Origin of the sequence: Ensifer adhaerens (assembly GCF_000697965.2) — a bacterium.
Taxonomy (GTDB): Bacteria; Pseudomonadota; Alphaproteobacteria; order Rhizobiales; family Rhizobiaceae; genus Ensifer; species Ensifer adhaerens.
Genome location: NZ_CP015882.1, coordinates 690,813 through 707,116, shown reverse-complemented (window position 1 = coordinate 707,116; position 16,304 = coordinate 690,813). Strand labels below are relative to the sequence as shown.

15 protein-coding genes and 2 pseudogenes are annotated in these 16,304 nt (G+C 57.8%); 10 read left to right on the top strand and 7 right to left on the bottom strand.

The features are described 5' to 3' along the window. Positions 1 to 279 precede the first annotated feature (279 nt). Both FA04_RS30945 and FA04_RS36175 read left to right on the top strand, forming a co-directional pair. Positions 280 to 1,152 (top strand): alpha/beta fold hydrolase, encoded by an 873-nt coding sequence (locus FA04_RS30945; protein ID WP_034803400.1) that lies wholly within the window; start codon positions 280 to 282, stop codon positions 1,150 to 1,152. Between the two features lie 599 nt (positions 1,153 to 1,751). Beyond that, positions 1,752 to 2,591 (top strand): sigma-70 family RNA polymerase sigma factor, encoded by an 840-nt coding sequence (locus FA04_RS36175; protein ID WP_234798888.1) that lies wholly within the window; start codon positions 1,752 to 1,754, stop codon positions 2,589 to 2,591. 31 nt (positions 2,592 to 2,622) lie between these two features. Here the strand turns inward: FA04_RS36175 and FA04_RS35735 are convergent, their stop codons facing one another. Beyond that, positions 2,623 to 3,096, bottom strand: a complete 474-nt coding sequence (locus tag FA04_RS35735; protein ID WP_167550724.1) for a hypothetical protein — start codon at positions 3,094 to 3,096, stop codon at positions 2,623 to 2,625. On the opposite strand from FA04_RS35735, the pseudogene FA04_RS30920 reads away from it, so the two are divergent. Beyond that, positions 3,052 to 3,384: pseudogene (locus FA04_RS30920) on the top strand (ATP-binding protein); the annotation flags it as partial. The gene FA04_RS35735 and the pseudogene FA04_RS30920 sit on opposite strands and share 45 nt — an antisense overlap. Positions 3,385 to 4,495: 1,111 nt before the next feature. On the opposite strand, the gene FA04_RS30910 reads toward FA04_RS30920, so the two are convergent. Both FA04_RS30910 and FA04_RS36730 read right to left on the bottom strand, forming a co-directional pair. Next, the gene (locus FA04_RS30910) at positions 4,496 to 5,086 is read right to left on the bottom strand and encodes a DNA-3-methyladenine glycosylase (RefSeq protein ID WP_051659463.1); all 591 of its coding nucleotides are present in this window, start codon (positions 5,084 to 5,086) and stop codon (positions 4,496 to 4,498) included. 460 nt (positions 5,087 to 5,546) lie between these two features. Then, positions 5,547 to 5,777 (bottom strand): DUF2934 domain-containing protein, encoded by a 231-nt coding sequence (locus FA04_RS36730; RefSeq protein WP_034798762.1) that lies wholly within the window; start codon positions 5,775 to 5,777, stop codon positions 5,547 to 5,549. A gap of 791 nt (positions 5,778 to 6,568) precedes the next feature. On the opposite strand from FA04_RS36730, the gene FA04_RS30900 reads away from it, so the two are divergent. Beyond that, positions 6,569 to 6,889, top strand: a complete 321-nt coding sequence (locus tag FA04_RS30900) for a hypothetical protein (protein ID WP_060530549.1) — start codon at positions 6,569 to 6,571, stop codon at positions 6,887 to 6,889. A 796-nt stretch (positions 6,890 to 7,685) separates the two neighbouring features. On the opposite strand, the gene FA04_RS30890 is transcribed toward FA04_RS30900, so the two are convergent. Together FA04_RS30890 and FA04_RS34730 are read right to left on the bottom strand one after the other, a co-directional pair. After that, the gene (locus tag FA04_RS30890; RefSeq protein WP_051659462.1) at positions 7,686 to 8,303 is read right to left on the bottom strand and encodes a response regulator; all 618 of its coding nucleotides are present in this window, start codon (positions 8,301 to 8,303) and stop codon (positions 7,686 to 7,688) included. Positions 8,304 to 8,732: 429 nt separating this feature from the next. Next, on the bottom strand, positions 8,733 to 8,954 hold the full coding sequence (locus FA04_RS34730) for a BON domain-containing protein (RefSeq protein ID WP_082566427.1): 222 nt from the start codon (positions 8,952 to 8,954) through the stop codon (positions 8,733 to 8,735). 265 nt (positions 8,955 to 9,219) lie between these two features. Here FA04_RS34730 and FA04_RS30880 point away from each other — a divergent pair, with 265 nt between their 5' ends. The 4 genes from FA04_RS30880 to FA04_RS30865 all read left to right on the top strand — a co-directional run bounded on the left by FA04_RS30880 (position 9,220) and on the right by FA04_RS30865 (position 11,900). Continuing rightward, positions 9,220 to 9,462, top strand: coding sequence for a DUF1236 domain-containing protein (locus FA04_RS30880; protein ID WP_234798887.1), 243 nt, complete (start codon positions 9,220 to 9,222; stop codon positions 9,460 to 9,462). A gap of 139 nt (positions 9,463 to 9,601) precedes the next feature. Next, entirely contained in the window at positions 9,602 to 9,757 is a 156-nt protein-coding gene (locus FA04_RS30875; RefSeq protein WP_034798754.1) for a DUF3309 family protein, read from the top strand. Further along, a complete protein-coding gene (locus FA04_RS30870) occupies positions 9,758 to 10,792 on the top strand; it encodes a DNA topoisomerase IB (protein ID WP_051659461.1) in 1,035 nt (344 codons plus the stop codon). 895 nt (positions 10,793 to 11,687) lie between these two features. Next, positions 11,688 to 11,900 (top strand): hypothetical protein, encoded by a 213-nt coding sequence (locus tag FA04_RS30865; protein WP_127890635.1) that lies wholly within the window; start codon positions 11,688 to 11,690, stop codon positions 11,898 to 11,900. Positions 11,901 to 12,142: 242 nt separating this feature from the next. Here FA04_RS30865 and FA04_RS30860 read toward each other — a convergent pair whose 3' ends face one another. Continuing rightward, the gene (locus FA04_RS30860; RefSeq protein WP_034798750.1) at positions 12,143 to 12,634 is read right to left on the bottom strand and encodes a YciE/YciF ferroxidase family protein; all 492 of its coding nucleotides are present in this window, start codon (positions 12,632 to 12,634) and stop codon (positions 12,143 to 12,145) included. 582 nt (positions 12,635 to 13,216) lie between these two features. Here FA04_RS30860 and FA04_RS30855 point away from each other — a divergent pair. Continuing rightward, positions 13,217 to 13,390: a DUF1328 domain-containing protein gene (locus FA04_RS30855; protein WP_034798746.1), complete on the top strand. Its 174-nt coding sequence runs from the start codon at positions 13,217 to 13,219 to the stop codon at positions 13,388 to 13,390. Between the two features lie 243 nt (positions 13,391 to 13,633). Here the strand turns inward: FA04_RS30855 and FA04_RS36165 are convergent. Continuing rightward, positions 13,634 to 13,824 (bottom strand): annotated as a pseudogene (locus FA04_RS36165) (hypothetical protein). Positions 13,825 to 14,314: 490 nt separating this feature from the next. Here FA04_RS36165 and FA04_RS30845 point away from each other — a divergent pair. Next, positions 14,315 to 16,261, top strand: coding sequence for an ATP-binding cassette domain-containing protein (locus tag FA04_RS30845; RefSeq protein ID WP_234798886.1), 1,947 nt, complete (start codon positions 14,315 to 14,317; stop codon positions 16,259 to 16,261). Positions 16,262 to 16,304: the final 43 nt, after the last annotated feature.

The following is a 16,304-nucleotide window of genomic DNA, read 5'->3' as shown; positions in this document are numbered from 1 at the left end:
CGAGACTGGGAAGGCGCGCCGGCGTCAGCAACATTAGGGCGCGGATCATCTGTCGCTTCAAGATATATGCGCAAGATATTGAAATTGAATGCGCTTTCGCCCTTGCGGCAACCTTCGGGTATCCAGCATATTCGCTCGCCGGTTCCCCGAAAGGGAACAACCGGCGATGGTACCAGTTATCTCCCGGTCACGAGCGGCTGCGCTTGTTGGTGGCTGCGCTTGTTGGTGATCGGTCGATGCCCTTCGAAAGCAGTCAGCTCATCGTGTGGAGGATTAGCTATGGACACGCTGGTACGGCATCGGCGGATCATGGTTGCCGGCATTGAGGTCTTCTATCGGGAAGCTGGACGACAAGATGCTCCGGTTGTCTTGCTACCACACGGATATCCGTGTTCATCCTACGAGTTTCGAAATCTAATGCCGCGGCTTTCCGACCGCTGGCACCTGATCGCTCCGGATTTCCCCGGTGCGGGCTACAGCGGGACGCCGGAGGATTTCGACTACAGCTTCGACGGATACGCAGCCTTTCTGAGCAGCTTCATCGACGCACTTAAGATCGATCGCTTCGTTCTGTATCTGCATGATTTCGGATCGCCGATCGGAATTCGCATGGCCATTCTACGGCCGGCATCCGTCGTCGGGCTCATCATTCAGAACGGCGACATCCCCTATGAAGATGCCTTGGGCCCCAAATATGCAGACATTGAAAAGACCTGGGCGCTTCCGTTGCCGGAAATGAAACGCGCATTGGCCGAGGCGGTGACCGAGGAGATTTTCCGGGAAGAGTTCCTGAACGACCTGGAGCCTAGTCTCGCAGAGGCCATTCCTCCCGACCTATGGAAACTGCATTGGTCCCTCATGACACCAAAGCGGAAGGAAATCGCCGTCAACCTGATCGCAGGTTTGAAGGAGAACCGGTCATGGTTTCCGCAACACCGCGGATATTTGGCGGACCATAAGCCCCCTGCCCTCATCGTCTGGGGACACAACGACCACTACATGCCGGAGAAATCTGCCCGAGCATATCTCCGCGACTTGCCGGACGCCGAACTTCATTTCATCGATGGCGGGCATTGGCTCCTAGAGACCCACCTCGATCAGGTAGCGCTGCTTATCCGTGATTTTCTCGCGCGGATTCACATTCGGCGGTAACCTGCCGGCCAGCTTCGACAATCGCGCTTTTTACGGCGCCGTGCGTTCCAACAAACGCTCAAAGGATGCGAGGCTGCGCGACTGCGCAGATGTCGGCTGGAACAAGCTGTCCATCTGGCAGTTAAACGCCTTGGAGCCACATCGATCTACAATCTTAAGGTTAGTGATGCAGCTGCATCGACGAATGCCCGACGCGCTGCGTCCGGCATCCTGGACACTAGAAAGCCCGTCTAGCAGGTGGCAATAGCCATCGCATATGCCGGCCCTTCGTGCAGGGACCAATGGTTTTCCAACACAGATAAGCTCCGCGTGCTTTGCACCCGGAGCAAATGCCCCTCGCGATCCAGTATCACCGGCTCGTTCCAAAGCCGGTCAACCTCCAAATCCATCATTCCGAATGCCTCCTTGGTGGTCGCCGGCGCATCAGACTGCTCTGGGACCGACGACCGCGAACAGGTTGAAGAAATGAAGCTTGGCTATTCCGAGCTAGTCCGATCGCCGGCGCGTAGTTCGGCACGGCTGACAATGGTCCTCAGCGCCTCGCTAAGAGCATTTTGGGAGGCGAACGCCATTCCCGGCACGACACCTGGATCTTCCTCGTGGCCTTGGATGACAAGGTCATCGCGAAGGTGTTCCATCAATTTGTGCCAGTAATCCGGATCGCCTGCCGCGATCGTCATAAGCGCGGTCAGGATCTTGCGGTGGGCCATCAGTTGCAGTTCAAGCGCTTCCATCGGGAACCTCGCTTTCCGTTCGAGCAGCCTTCAAGATCTTCGTGCAGGCACATCCACGACACGAAACAAAAACAAGCGCAGGGGACGTTGGTTCCCGGCCGGCGCTGCCTTAAAACCCAAGGGAACTTAATTGTCGGCCACGCATTGACTAACATTGAAATCCGGCAACCCCGAAAGGCAGCTACAATGCCTTCTATTCCAGTTCTCGACGATCAGACGCGGCCGCTTGAGACGCAGGTGGTCGATTTGATCCCGGCCTTGCGCGCATTTGCGCGAACCTTTGTCAGTTCAAGCTTCGAGGCTGACGATCTCCTGCAGGAAACGCTGTTTCGCGCGTTGCGCGGTATCGATGGTTTTCAACCTGGAACAAATCTCAAATCCTGGCTTTTCACAATCATGCACAACGCGTTTCGCACGCAGTACAAGCTGCGTAAGCGCGAGGCGCCGGGTGCCGTCAACTGCGCCGACCTTCCAATTCCCATTCCGGCCCCGCAGGATTGGTGCGTGTTGAATGGCGAGTTGCGTACCGCCCTCGAGGGGCTAGCACCCGACCACAGGGAAGTACTGGTACTCGTTGCCGGATACGGCCTCAGCTACAAGGAGGCAGCTGATATGTGCGATTGTGCGATCGGCACCATCAAGAGCAGGCTCAGCCGTGCGCGCGACGAACTTGCCTATCGCATGAATGGTGTTCCCCTCGAGTGATCGAGCCTTGCGCCCCGCTGACGACCATCTTTCAGAACCGGAGAACAAGATAGATCAAAGCGGCCGCTGCCATTCCCAAAAGCAAAGCGAGTCGTTTTGCAACGCGATCGGCGGCTTCGCGGCGGATCTCGCCAGCCTCACCCCGAGCTGATGACGCGGCGATCTTTCGGTCGGCGGACTCACTTTCCGCCCGATGACCGTCGTACGCTGCCGCAGCGTCGAGCAGAACCAGTCTTCGCCTATACTGCGTCCCATCCTTGCCTTGCCTTTCCACTTGGGAGAGATTGTCCAAAAGGTCGGCGCGTTTTACGACAGCTGCAAGCGCGTTTGACGCAGCGCGGATCGTTAAGGCATCCTTAGTTTCCCCGGTGCGGTGCGTCAGGCTTTCAACGGCGGCCACCACCTCCGGGGAAAAGCCAGAATCAAGCAGTCGCTCCGATGTCCAGCCAGGCGCCTTTTCGACAACGTCTTTCCGCGCCTCGTCGACAAGCTTGCGCGCGTTCACTTGCTGGTGCTGGATGACTGGGGAACCCACACCTTGAACGATCGACAGCGCCTCGATCTGCTAGAAATCTTCGAGGAACGATATCGGCGGAAATCGACCCTGATCACGGCTCAGCTTCCCGTGGCGGCCTGGCACGAAATGATCGGAGAGGCCACTTTAGCTGATGCGATTTTGGACCGTATTGTTCACAACGCTCACCGCATAACGCTCGAAGGCGACAGCATGCGGAAACGAAAAACGCCGACGCTCTTGACCGGCGGCGAAATAACCGAAATCAATCACCCGTAACAGCAACCAGGCAACCGGAATTCGATCGCACCCGTTGTCCGCGACTTAGCGAAACGCTTGTCCGCGACTTGCTGAAATGACTGTCCCGATCTAGCGAAATCCGCAAGGAAACGGGCCGCGAGACTTCGTTCGCCGAGGCATCCAGATCCAGGACGCTGTCAGCGACCGCCTCACCGATGCCACCTAGATCGACGCCTCTGAGATCGGCAGCGTGTCCGGCGTAACTTTGGTTCAGAACGATCGGCGCATCACCCGGCACGTCCGCGAGGTGTCGGGACGGCCGGGAGGCGCTCATTGCTATGTAGAACGCAATGCTCAGCAGGTACTGCGGTATATCTGCCCATAGATCAGCCCCTGATGGATTGCCCCCATTCTTCTTTCAGCGTCCTCGAGCGAATAGGCCTCGAGCGTCAACGCCCAAAGTCGGTCGTCCATCCAGTACTCCACTCCGTAAAGATACATCGGCCGGCCAAGGCTATCATGTGAGGCACAGTCCGGGTCAGGAGCATCTCGTGTGGCACGTGCGGATTGGAGATCGATAATCACTGGTAAAATCCTCTTTCGACCCGCCTAAAACGATCTGCCGGGGCGACCTGCGCGGCGTTTATCAAGATCAAACCGGCCGGGGGTCTGATGGTTCCGACATTTCCCACGTGCCGGCTCTCATATCGCCTAATTGACCGAGCCACTCCTAAGGGTCGCAAGCTCAAGTTGGACCCAGAAGCGTTGCCAAGCAGCTGAAGAGAGGCGTCGTTTGTTTGGTCGAGCTTTAAACGCCGTCCTTCGAGACGGTCACCTAGTATCCAAGATCGATTGCGCCGAGCATCGTCGCCATTACGAAAACGTCCGGCTCGCCTCCTGTAACAACAACCGTTCCGACACTTCCAAGCCCGAGTGTTCTTTCCAACCTCCCCGTGATCCCGGGCGAATAGGTGCACTTGTCGAGAATGCGAGCGGGCGGAATCAGGATTTGCAGGTTGGGGCGCATATCAAATCGCTTCAGTCGTTCTCGAGGATCATCGGGATGGCTAAATCTGGAAAGGAGACATCGAACAAATCTTCCAGCATTTATGACGAGAAGCTCTACGCCCCCGCAAAATCCCGGCCAGTTCTAAACTGGAACGGGATCGGGAAACGGGTGGCTCAAAAAGGCAGAGCCTTGCGCTCCGAACCGCCACCGCACGTCGGCAGCCCTCGTGACCCCAATACGAGGGCCTCGGCAGACATCCGTTTCGCCCTCCCCAACAGTGAGATAAAAAGGGGCCGCAAAGAGCGATCGTCCGTCAAGATGGCGGGTCACTCCGAGAGCTTGGCAAAGGCGTCCCGGCCCCGCGCACAAGACGGTTTCCCTGGCTGTCCCGCGCCTGATCCGCATCGTTCCAAGGCCCGTTTGCGGCTCGATCGCTCGGAGCAATACCGCGCTTGCGTCCTCGCAGACGAAGTTGAGGCACCAATGCAAACCGTAGGACCGGTAGACGTAAGCGGTGCCGGCGGGGCCGAACATCGCGTTGTTCCGGGCAGTTTTTCCAACGTAACTATGAGAGGCGGGATCCTCCCGCCCGTAAGCTTCCGTTTCCACGATCTTGCCGCCGATCCCATTTACTTCCAGAATGACGCCAATCAAAGCCTCCGCGACGGAAACGGCATCGCGCCCAAAAAATGCTGGAGTGATCCTTTCCAGTTGGTTGGGGTCGTGTCGCATGTTTACTCGCTAATCTTTTGGACTGCTTCAAGGCGTGGCATTGTCGAAGGCGGCGTTCGGCTGGTGCCAGAACCGTCTCGATACTCGAATACGTAGGCCGTGGGGCCCTCATTGCCGGCCACAGCGGCAGGAGCGACTGCACCCATTGCTTCGGGCATCGGATTCATTCAGCGCCGTAGCGAAAGAGGCGGTTTGGACAGCAGCGCCTTGGCATGGGCGATAAGCGGCTTCGTCATCCAGGCCCATTCGATTTGGCCACGTCGGGTGATGGAATCACCGCCTCTTTTCCCGTGTGTACCTCACGCACAGGAAACTTCGATGCTAATGATCTGCACGAAGATCAACCTGCATTGCCTAGGGGTCCTAGGAAACAAGCGCCTGCTCTTTCGATCGCTCTTCCCAATGCGCCGACACCGCTTCGATACTCAGGTCCTTTCCCAGTCAGGTCGTAGGAAGAACACTACTCCGCGTCCTCCGACGGCCGCCCGGCTTCCCCGCGCGGCGCGGTGGATGGAGCAACAATGGTGCCAGTTTGATCATCCCCGGTTTGACTGTTGGGAGGCAGACGCTCATGTTCCGCAATCTCCCTACTTGCTTGCTCCCAATGCCGGCGCTCCTGGCCCTCGGGGCGCCCCTCACGCTCCCAAATCTCGTAAGCGCGTCGCCGGATGAGTTCGTCTTTATCGTTCATGTTCAAGTACCTCCCTGCAGCCGTTGATCACTGAACCGAATACCGTCGCGTTTGTTCCAGCGCAGGCACAAGGTTGCTAGGAATTCATCGGGCACCGCCTCAGACGAGGCGCCCGGGCATCCTTATCCAATATGTAATCGGGGGGCTGAAGGGGGTTTCGATGACCTTGACAGAGCCAGAGTTCCTAGGCCGTAATTTTTCGAGAATGCGGTATACTGGCTGAGCGAGTTCGGCTTCGATGGCTGCGGCTCGATGCCGTCCAGGCTTGGGGCGTGGACGTAGCCGGGGAGATCATACTCGATGGCGACTGGACGAAGCGCGCGCCCGTATCCTCCCACCACGGCGCAGTGCCCCCAACGTCAGTAACATCCCCGGGTGAGGCAATAGGCGGGGTCAAATCTTCATTTCGCTTGACACCTCTCGTCGTTGGAGACGAGGAGCGCAGGCGTGATGTGATCCCTTATCGACTGCCGCACAGGCCGACCAGGTTTTCATTCAGTTGGAACGACGATTTTCCTTACGCCATCCATAAGATCGCAACCGGCGAAACCGGCGGTCACTACCGGCCCGATGCTGAGGCGCCGTCGCGCAAACTGACCGCCCTATGGCATTTTTCGCGCATTTCCGGGTCCTGGTTACGATACACCCGTCTCTTCTGAGGATCCGCGGTCGGAGATGGCGGAGCACGAACGTGCCCGCCTCATCGACGATCTCGTGCTTATGCCGAGGGCGGTTAAGGACAGCGGGCTGGAAAACCAGCATCCATATCCCGCGCTAAAGAAGGGAATCTGGTGGCTCGAAATGCACTTCTTGGAGGCAATATTTTTCTGCTCATCTTGTTTTTCGTCGCAGGCACTCTCGTGCAGCGGGCGATGGGACAGGACACGATTACCCGAATGAAGCTCTGCTCGCTCAAACCTCCGCAGCACCATATCGCTCCCAGCATACAGCGGACCGGCCGCTCGTTTCTGCCGCCATTGGGAACCTTTGGCGACGGCAGCGATTGGATATTCGTTGTCCCGGCCTGGCGGGTCGAAGGGATGATGACCTTCGAGCCGAGGACGGCATTGACGGAAATGGCAATGGAGAAACGCGATGGCCGAGCAGCTTGATGAACGAGGCGAACCCGAGAGAACGACCCACGGCGCTAACCGGACGAGGTTCTCGGCGCGGGAAACCCGTCAGGCGGGAATGGGTGTCCGTGTTTTCCTGGTGCTTGCCGCAAGTCTTTTCCTGGCGCTGCTCGCATGGGGATTTGTAGAATGGAGCCAGCCCGACGCCAGTCAAACAGGATCGGTAGAGCCCTCGCAACAGGCTCCGATGGAAAAGCCGCGGAGCACTGAACAGCTTCCGAGCACCGAGAGCCCGCAAGGCACGGTTCCGACAGACCGCACCCCCACCCGGCAGTCAGGCTCGGGCGCACCGAGGGAGAATTAACCCCAAACGATACCAACAGGTAAATGGGTACGAGGCCGCGCGGTTCCGCTCATAGTCGAATTGACCCCGACATAGCCTTGAAGGGTCTGCGCCCCGGCCAGGGAGGGGCCAGGCAAATCTTGCGGTTGCGGCGGAGGACTTGCGGACGTTGTGCCGGATAAGGTCATCGCGTCGTTGGATGCGGTCAAAGTCCTTCGAAGCTATGACGCGGTATTCGCCGTCAAGCTCGATCGAACGCGCAACTTCTCGGAACCAAGCACAGTGCACCTTGTTCTCCTCATGAAACGAGGAGCAAGGACGTGAACCCTCAACCCCGCGATCCGGGCGAGCGATTGCCGCCTGTACCACCGCCGAACGAGGGGCCGCGCCCGATCAGGGAGCTCGACCCCGAAGACATGCCGGATGAGAAGAGAACGCCAAATCCGGCCGCCCATTCACACCCATCACGGCTTTCGCACCGCGTCAAATGTCTTAATTCAGTCCATAGGGGCTCTCGTCATGGATGGCCGCCAATAAATCGTGCAACCAGGCATCGAGGCCCTGAGACCGGCGCCTTGTCCCGGCTAGCGCGATAGCGCGCTCAAGCGTACGCTCAACGAGCAGGTCGGCGGCCTCGGGAGGCGCTCCGGCCATCAGGAGCCGCGCCCTGTAGCGCAGCTCCGGTATAAGTTCACAGACCGATTGATCGGTTAGTCCGACATATAGTGGCGCCAAGTTTGACAGATTTTGGAGGTGTTGCTCAAAGACAGCATTTACGAGATCCGACGCGCCTGCACACTTGCTTAACCGTGCGGCCGACCGGAACCGTTCGGGCACGCTCATGTCGTCGTAACCACTAAAAAAGACCACGGGTACCGATCTGAGCGCGAGTTCGTCCGCCACGGGAAAGATCAGCTCGCCATTGAGGTTAATGTCCAGAACAGCAACTTGAACGTCGAAAGCCTGAGCAAGGCTCTTCAACGTTTCTTTTACTGTGGGCGTTGGGCCAATTATTGTCGCACCGGCCTTTTCGAGCCAAAGTGCGATATCATTTGCGACAAAAAATTCGTCCTCAGCAACTAGCACCCGCAATTGCTGCAGGTCCGGCATCACAAGCCATCCTTTTGCATTCTGACCACCTCAGTGTTTCCGGCGCGAGGGCCTGCTGATCGATTTCGTCGCCTGCCGTTTGTCCAGGGCTCGTTGCAGCCTAATGGCAAGGATCAGCAATCGATCCGGTACGTCATCAACTGGCACCGCATCGCTCTCGACCGGTCGGGACGCCACACCGCCTACCAGCAACTCCTCGTTTTCATCCTCGGCTTTTTTTCCCGGTGCCATCGTCTCAAACCTTGGTTATCCGAATGCCGCTCTTTCGGTCGTCCTCGCCGCCTATGGCGGCGCTTAAGAAGGATACGCTGTCGACAGCGAGAAGCCAAGCTTCCAAGCCCCAGGACATCCTGCGCTGGCAAATGGGTCACGAAAAGTCAGCGAGCGTACCGGGCATCCGATGAATCCGAACGCCGCTCGCCGCTGTGGTCAGGGGCGCTCGAACGAATGCGGCTGTGCGACCTTATCAGGTGGGTTGCCCAGGGGCACGGTCACCGTCTTTGTCGTTGAGCGGACCCGTAAGTTGTTCTGAACGTGGGGAACTCCGGAGAACAATTCGGCACAATCTTCAGCCCGGTGTTTGGCCTGCCTGCTCGATACTTCCCACGCAAGCGTCACCTCGCCGCTAGCAACCGCTACGTCTGAAGACATCGAGTCCCGACGGTCGCGGTAGCGGCATCCAATTGCTTCCTCGCGTTCATCCTCCTTGTCTAGCAGCTCTTCCGAGAGCTCCCACCTTCAAGACGCTGAAGCAGGTGCTCATGACGCCAGGACTTTAAAGCCGCTGCTGTGACCTCTCGCGTCGAAGAGACATCGTCACCGACCTTTGGCGTCAGGCGGTATGCAGCCGCTCCGGGAGCGCATTGGAACCAAATGCTCTAAAACGGGTTTGAGGGAACAACTAGGAGAGCTGATCATGAAGAGAACCGTCATGGCGAGCTTGCTGGCGAGCCTGTCTTTCGGCGGCGGCGCCGTTGCGCAAACTGCAACAGTCATCGTACCGGGCGAAGCTCAAACCTACCTACTTGACCAGAGCAGCCCTTCGGACGTGTATCAAGGCGACATCGCTGTAGGCACCCGTCTGCCTGATACCGTCGAAATCCAAACGTTTCCTGATCAGCCGGACTATGGATATGTCGTTCAAACGACCAAGGGGTGATGATCAATCGGCAACGACGCGCGGTGATCGCGATCCTTAAATGACCCTCCTCCCGAGTTTCGATGCTAGAGCCCCCGCTCGGCAAGTACGGGGGCAAACCGACGAAAACGACTTTATCGCTGTGTAAGGAGACCGCAAAATGCTTGGAACCGTACTTTTAGTCATTCTCATCCTGCTGCTCATCGGCGCTTTTCCGGCCTGGCCCCATTCATCCGGCTGGGGTTACGGTCCGTCTGGCGTTCTGGGTGTGGTGGTGGTCGTTCTTGTGATCCTCCTTCTGATGGGACGGATCTGATTGAGCCGGCGGGAAAGTCCGCAGGTAGGCGATGGCGCCGACCTCATCTACGTCTCCGACACTGAACCGGGTTACACCCGGTTTCGTTCCTCAAGCGGCTTTGTCTATCGGCGTCCGAACGGTGAACAGCTAAAAGATTCCCGCGTTCTTGCCCGTATCCAAGCGCTTGGCTTGCCCCCAGCTTACGAGAACGTCTGGATCTGCATGCAGCCAAACGGTCATCTGCAGGCGACAGGTTATGATGCGCGTGGTCGAAAGCAATATCGATATCACCAAGCATGGCAGGAGATGCGAAGCAACGCCAAATACAGCCAGCTTCCAGCTTTTGCTAAAACGCTCCCCCGCCTGCGACGCCGGATCCGCAAGCATATGGAGGGGCCTGTGGACGACCCTTTCACCGTACTTGCTGCCCTTGCGGCGCTGCTCGACCACGCGCCCCTTCGCATTGGAAACTCGACATACGTGAAGGAGAACGGGAGCTATGGCGCCTCAACCCTTCTTAAGCGCCACCTCAAGATTACCGACGATAGCATCAAGCTCAACTTCAAGGGCAAGGGCGGGCAACGTATCCGAAGACGGCTGAGAAATCCGCGACTGCAACGCTTACTTGAGGGAATCGCCGAACTCCCGGGTCGCCAGCTCTTCGTATCCGTGGGGCAAGACGGAAAACCCGAGCCAATCGAGTCGGGGCGCTTTAACCGCTATCTCGCAGAGATCAGCGGGGCGCCAATTTCGGCCAAAACGTTCAGAACTTGGGCTGGGAGCGTTGCCGCATATTCTGCCGCTCGCCAAGCATTCGCTCAGGGTCGACGCCCGACGATCAAAGAAATGTGCAACGCGGCGGCAGAGGCGCTGCACAACACGCCGGCCGTTTGCCGTAAGAGCTACGTGCATCCGGCAGTCCTCGCTCTGGCGCAAGCCGAGCAGAAAATCCCGCGGGTAAGGCCAAACGCAAAAGCCGTACCCGGACTTCGCGCCGACGAAATGCAGTTCCTGCGCTTTCTTAATTGGCTCGCCCGGCACGCACAGGGTTAGGGCTGTCCATTGTGCCTAAGTCTGCGGATAATGGCAGCCTCATCAGATTTCCAAAGCTTGCCGCAGAGTCTGGTCGATCAGCTTCTGCACCAGAAAGCCCATTTTGCGGTAAGACTCGCGTGCCGAAACTCCTGCGGCGCCGCTTATCGAGTTGTTTCAGTCCGGGCCGCATAGCCTGAAATGACCAGGCCTACTCTCAATGCGCGGTGGTTCAAGTTTTGGATTGCTCTGTCCGCGATCCCGGTGAGTGCATCTTCTTGGCTCGCGCGGGGGAAAGCAATATCGCAAGCCGCGGCAGTACCTCCCCCTTTTCTGCTGCACCTTCGGACCGCCGTCAGCCAATGCCGGTTTGTCGGCTAGGCTCCTCTACCCCAGTCGCGACCTTCGAGGCCAGTGAGGATGCTCTCGATCAATATCGCTCAACGACAATATCCGGACTGCGTGCGTGCTAACGTCGACGACGACGAGGCGACGAAACTTCGCTCCCAATCGCCCTTTCGTAGATGGTTCCTCATTCGGGGAAGCCGCGGCGCAAATCGCTGGAACGAAACTGTGGTTTGTATGTTTGGCTGGCCGAGGAGTGCACGGAGATGCGCATGGACACGTCGGCGCGAGATGTCAGCCCGCACAACACACCGGATTCCGATGCAGACGGCGTCGTCTGGCCGGAGAAACCGTTTGGCTCGGTCAAAGCTGATGACTGAGTGAGCTCGGGCTTTAGATCGACGGCATCACAGTCGGCCAACGAATGCTCAGCGCTTGTAACCGGAAAACGCAAGAAGCTTGTCCGTCTACAATCCCATCTGGCAAGGTTCACCGAATGCACGGACCGCGCCGACGGAAGGTAGACGGGAGCTCGGCTCGCCGGCACCTCTTCGATAAAGGAGGTTGAAAAATGCCCATGCTATTACGTTTTCTCATCTGGCATTTGTCGTCTGGATTTGCACTGGGAGCCCTCACCGCACTGGTAATCGCCGTTGGCTTCCCGCACGCGCTCGGTCATGATCGTGCGATCGAGCCCGTTGCTCTTTTCCTTCAGATATATGCCTTCGGGGCGTCGTTTGCTCTCGGCAGCCTCGGCACCGCGCTCATGGGAAAGATCGATTGATTTCGTGGCGCCGAGCCGAGTATCGTCGCGCTTAGCGACGCCCAGTCCTGGTTCGAGTATTTTCCGAACCGGCGATTGTAGTTTCGACGCTGATGCTTGTGTTGCAGTGGATATTCTTGCGCTATCGCGGCTCGCCCAAATCAAAGAAGGTCGACGCGGCAAACCATCAGACCACAAAAGACTAGCTGTTACGGGGTCTGGGGGCGAAGGGCGCATCGGCCCTCCGCCTAGAATATCGTAAGTTAAGCTGCAGCCTTAATATTTGCAGCGGACAAAGCCAACTTGCTCAAAGCCTTGTCAGTCGCACCCTCTTCCTGAAGGGTCTGATCGAGCAAGGCGACGGCGGCGTCCAACCCAAGCTGCTTGGCCCAGGTCTTCAGGGTGCCATATCGCGCAATCTCATAGTGTTCGACCGCCTGGGCCGCAGATATCAGCCCGGCGTCAAGGGCCGGACTTCCCTTGAACTCCTCGATGATTTCTTCGCCTTCGGCAATCAGGCCTTGAATAGCTTCACAGGTTTTACCCTGTGCGCGCTTGCCGATAATCTCGAAGACCTGTTGCAAACGCTCCACGTGGCCTTCCGTTTCATCGCGATGCTTTTCGAAAGCGGCCTTGCTATCAGGGGATTGCGCAGCCCGCGCCATTTTAGGCAGTGCCTTTAGTATCTGCCGTTCGGCGTAGTAAATGTCCTTCAACGTTTCGTGAAACAGCATGTCTAAAGTCTTCTCCGGCATGGCAACCTCCTTCGCCTTGGTGGGGAGCGGTTCTAACACCGTCCGGCTTCAAAGGTTCCGCAGTGGAACAAAAAGCACGAGTCGCTCTTTGAGGGGTTTACGCAAACCTCAAAGCCGGGTGATCCGCCAAACAAAGGATACGTCGGCAATCACGGGAAAGAACCAATCGATCTCGGGCAGTGGCGAGCCGGTTTCAGCGGACGTGCCAAGATCATAAATCCGGTCTCGCGGAATTCACTGCCGCCTTGGTTTGCCCGCTTGGACGGCTGCCCGCCGGAACGGACCAAGCCGAAGGAGAAGTCGTCGCGGCAGTTGGCATGGTTCTTCGCGCGATAGAGGAGCGCATAACACTCCGCGAAAAATGGCTGACGATGCGCGCGGCAGTGACCGTACTGCCGCCGCGAGAGCCAGTAAATCGGCGGGCGGAAGAGAGAGCAGGGATGCCGCGGCCTTGCGGCATGGATTGGACCAGGAGTTTGCACCGATCCGGCGTGACGTCACAACTTAAAGGCGCCTGGAACAATACTCACGGCTGCGGGTTCAATGCCCAGATTATTCGTTTCGGCCGTCTGGGAGAAACATATGCTAAAGTGGGCTATTATATTTTTTGTAATCTCGGTCGTAGCAGGCTTGCTTGGCTTCTCGGGTGTTTCTGCAGCAAGTGCTGGTATAGCGAAGATCCTCTTTTACGTCGCTCTGGCGATATTCGTGCTGTTTCTCGTCCTTGCCTTCATGGCAGGAAGCATTGCCTTCTAGCGCGAAGGTTCTGCGCCGAGGACGGCGCAGAACCTTGTCCTGAGACCTGAAGATTGTGAATTTGGCTGTTACTCGGCGCGATCCGGCTATTTTTCGTCAAAGCCCACATCCCATTATTTTTCGGAGTATTATGGCCCGGCGCCTGACGATGGCCTATCCTTAGACCCGGTCACGCAGTTGGTTTTGCGCTTGCAACGCCGCTGCTTTTCCGTCCGCCTGCGAAGGAACGCATTGCCCTTCGCTTCATTTTTTTGTCTTCAACGCATCGGATGGACGCTCCGGTTCGCGGTTGTTTTCGCCCACGGCGTCGCGATCGGAATCTGGTCCGTCTTTCGCTGGAAGATACCCCCGAGGTCTGCTCTCCTCCGGGCCTCCCAACGAGGAGACTGGTCGGTGGTGCCCGGTGCACCGTTTTTCGGTTTGTCAATGCCCATATGCAACTCCTCTCCTCCCACCCAACCAGAAAGCGGCGCACAGGTTCCGTGCCACGGCCTCCCGTGGGACAAATCAGGTTTCACGACGAGAAGCGCGGTCTCCCCGCCTCAACAGAAACTGCGCCCGCTTGCCGGACACTTTCGAAAAAACCGCTGCGCTGAAGTGGAGGACCGATTCCCGCAGGGAAGCCTCTGTAACTCGTCCAGCAGCCTCAGTTGATAATCTGAACGACACTACGAGTGCCAGTGTCCAGCACCGCGCGGTTGCCGACTACGACGTAGCGATACTTGATGTCTGGCCTCCGATGTTGAACTCACGTTCCGGCGTCGCCGCTTAGCTATCGGCCCTACGGCGAGTAGGCTGCCGGCCTTAAGATCCTCCTGATCACCTGTCGCGACCAAATCGCTTGCAAGGACCCTGCTTTTCGTCGGCCATCAGATCATCAGCATTTGACAAGTCCGATCCTTACTCCAATTCAGGAAGATGAGCTTGAGTGAAGTCGTGCGCGGCAAGGCGCATCGGGCAACAGCACGGGTTAAACGGTTCTTCGGCGAGAAACGGCGGCGCCCAAGCAGCCCCGTATCCTCGATGCGTAGCTTCTGGGGGCTGTTGCTCGCTTACTGGCTCTCTAATCGCTGGAGAGACGCTTGGGGCCTGACCATTCTCATCCTGCTGCTTACCGGATTGTCGGCTCAGGCAAGCGTATGGTTCGCGCTGACCTCAGGCGAATTGGTCAATCGGATCGCGAATTTCCACCACCCTACGGTACCGACAACGCCTGCGTCGCTTCTAAAGACCGCAGCGACGCTTGCTGCGATCGCGATCACAAGGGACGCGGGGTTTACTGCGGTCCGTCACTTCCTTTCGACCAGCCTACACCGAAAATGGCGCCAGTGGTTGGATGAACGCTTCAATCAGGCACTTCTCGATTCCAGTCACACCCACTTCCACTTGCAACAAAATGGCTTTGGTGGAGCGGGTGAAGCGAACACGTCATCGCCGGACAACATCGATCAGCGGGTGCAGGAAGCAATAAGGGGCATGACCGGCGGTGCAATCGGTCTGGGCATCGGCATCGCCGGGGTGGTGCTGTCGCTCGCGTTCGTTGGCGGTAAGCTGATCGAAACGTCGAGCCCGATCCGAGGGCTTGACGTTCTTGGGGGCTACGGCAGCGCCTTCCTGACGCTGCTGGCGATTGCGATCTACGTGCCCCTCAACACATTCATTGCGGCCAAGCTGGGAGGTATCCTTCAGGGGCTGTCTATCCGCATTCAATCGGCGGAAGGCAGTTATCGCAGCGAACTCAACCAGTTCTTGCGCCGCAGTTTTCACGTTGCGGTTATCAGAGGGGAGCCAGCGCAAAAGGCGCTCAATGTGCGCCGGTATCAAGATATTGACTACACATGGGCGAGGCTCAATCGGATTACCGCCGGCTATATGGGCTTTGAGCTGGTGCATAATTTCATCGGCTCACGCATCGTGGCCTACGCGCCGGGCCTGCTTCCCTATGTCGACAAGACCATCAGCCTACAAGACTATGTCACCGGTGCCGAACTAGCGACGGCCCTCATCAACGAATGCTCATGGTTTATTCATGCGATGCCTGACATCGCGACACTGCGGGCGGACGCGCGGCGCATAACAGAGCTTGCGGAAGCGATAGAAACGGTGCAGCGACCACAAGACTACTATGCTCAAAGTGGACCCGCCGCGTTTGAATATACCATAGCGGAAGCCGTAGAAGGCGGCTTGACCATCCATTCGGTCGAGCTCCTCCATACTGGTGAGGACGAGCCCTTTTTGACCGCCATTGAACTCAATTTCGCTTTGGGCGAGTGGACTTTGGTGATGGGTGAATCGGGGAGTGGAAAGACCTCACTTCTCAAGGCGATAAACGGTCTTTGGCCGCACGGTCGGGGCAAGATCACGTTGCCGGACGGTTTGCGAACTCTCTTTGCGGCCCAGGAGGTCAAACTACAGGGCGTTTGCCTGAAGGATCTCGTCTGTCTTCCGGATGACGCCCGTGAGCATAAGGACGCTGCGGTTTCCACGGCGCTTGAAGAAGCGGGGCTCCATGAAATTTCTGGGGAGCTCTTTGATGAGGGACGCGAGGGGCAGCAGTGGGACAAGCTGTTGTCCGGGGGTGAAAAGCAGAAGCTCGTTCTTGCGAAAGTCCTGTTGCTGAAGCCGGGTTTGCTCTTCCTTGACGAGGCAACAAGCGCTCTTGATGGGCAGGCGGTGCAAGCGTTTTATCAAGCGATCAAAGAGAATTGCCCGGAGGCGACGGTTATTGCCATTATGCACGATACCTCCTCGATCCAATCGGAGGGCGGAATTGATTTCTTCGATAGCGTGCTGGTGATTGAAGGAGGCATTGCTGAAAAGATGTCTATTTCGGCGTGGCGTTCTGCGCAGACGAACGCCCCACTTCGGTGATGCGGCAAGGCGTCGGCGGCACGTGACCATCGTGGCGAACCCG

Excerpts from the sequence above, each read along its gene's own strand:
- FA04_RS30875 (WP_034798754.1), top strand. The coding sequence starts at position 9,602 with ATGCTTGGAACCGTACTTTTAGTCATTCTCATCCTGCTGCTCATCGGC.
- FA04_RS36730 (WP_034798762.1), bottom strand. The coding sequence starts at position 5,777 with ATGAACGATAAAGACGAACTCATCCGGCGACGCGCTTACGAGATTTGG.
- FA04_RS30890 (WP_051659462.1), bottom strand. The coding sequence starts at position 8,303 with ATGCCGGACCTGCAGCAATTGCGGGTGCTAGTTGCTGAGGACGAATTT.
- FA04_RS30880 (WP_234798887.1), top strand. The coding sequence starts at position 9,220 with ATGAAGAGAACCGTCATGGCGAGCTTGCTGGCGAGCCTGTCTTTCGGC.
- FA04_RS30860 (WP_034798750.1), bottom strand. The coding sequence starts at position 12,634 with ATGCCGGAGAAGACTTTAGACATGCTGTTTCACGAAACGTTGAAGGAC.
- FA04_RS30855 (WP_034798746.1), top strand. The coding sequence starts at position 13,217 with ATGCTAAAGTGGGCTATTATATTTTTTGTAATCTCGGTCGTAGCAGGC.
- FA04_RS30865 (WP_127890635.1), top strand. The coding sequence starts at position 11,688 with ATGCCCATGCTATTACGTTTTCTCATCTGGCATTTGTCGTCTGGATTT.
- FA04_RS34730 (WP_082566427.1), bottom strand. The coding sequence starts at position 8,954 with ATGTCTTCAGACGTAGCGGTTGCTAGCGGCGAGGTGACGCTTGCGTGG.
- FA04_RS30945 (WP_034803400.1), top strand. The coding sequence starts at position 280 with ATGGACACGCTGGTACGGCATCGGCGGATCATGGTTGCCGGCATTGAG.
- FA04_RS30910 (WP_051659463.1), bottom strand. The coding sequence starts at position 5,086 with ATGCGACACGACCCCAACCAACTGGAAAGGATCACTCCAGCATTTTTT.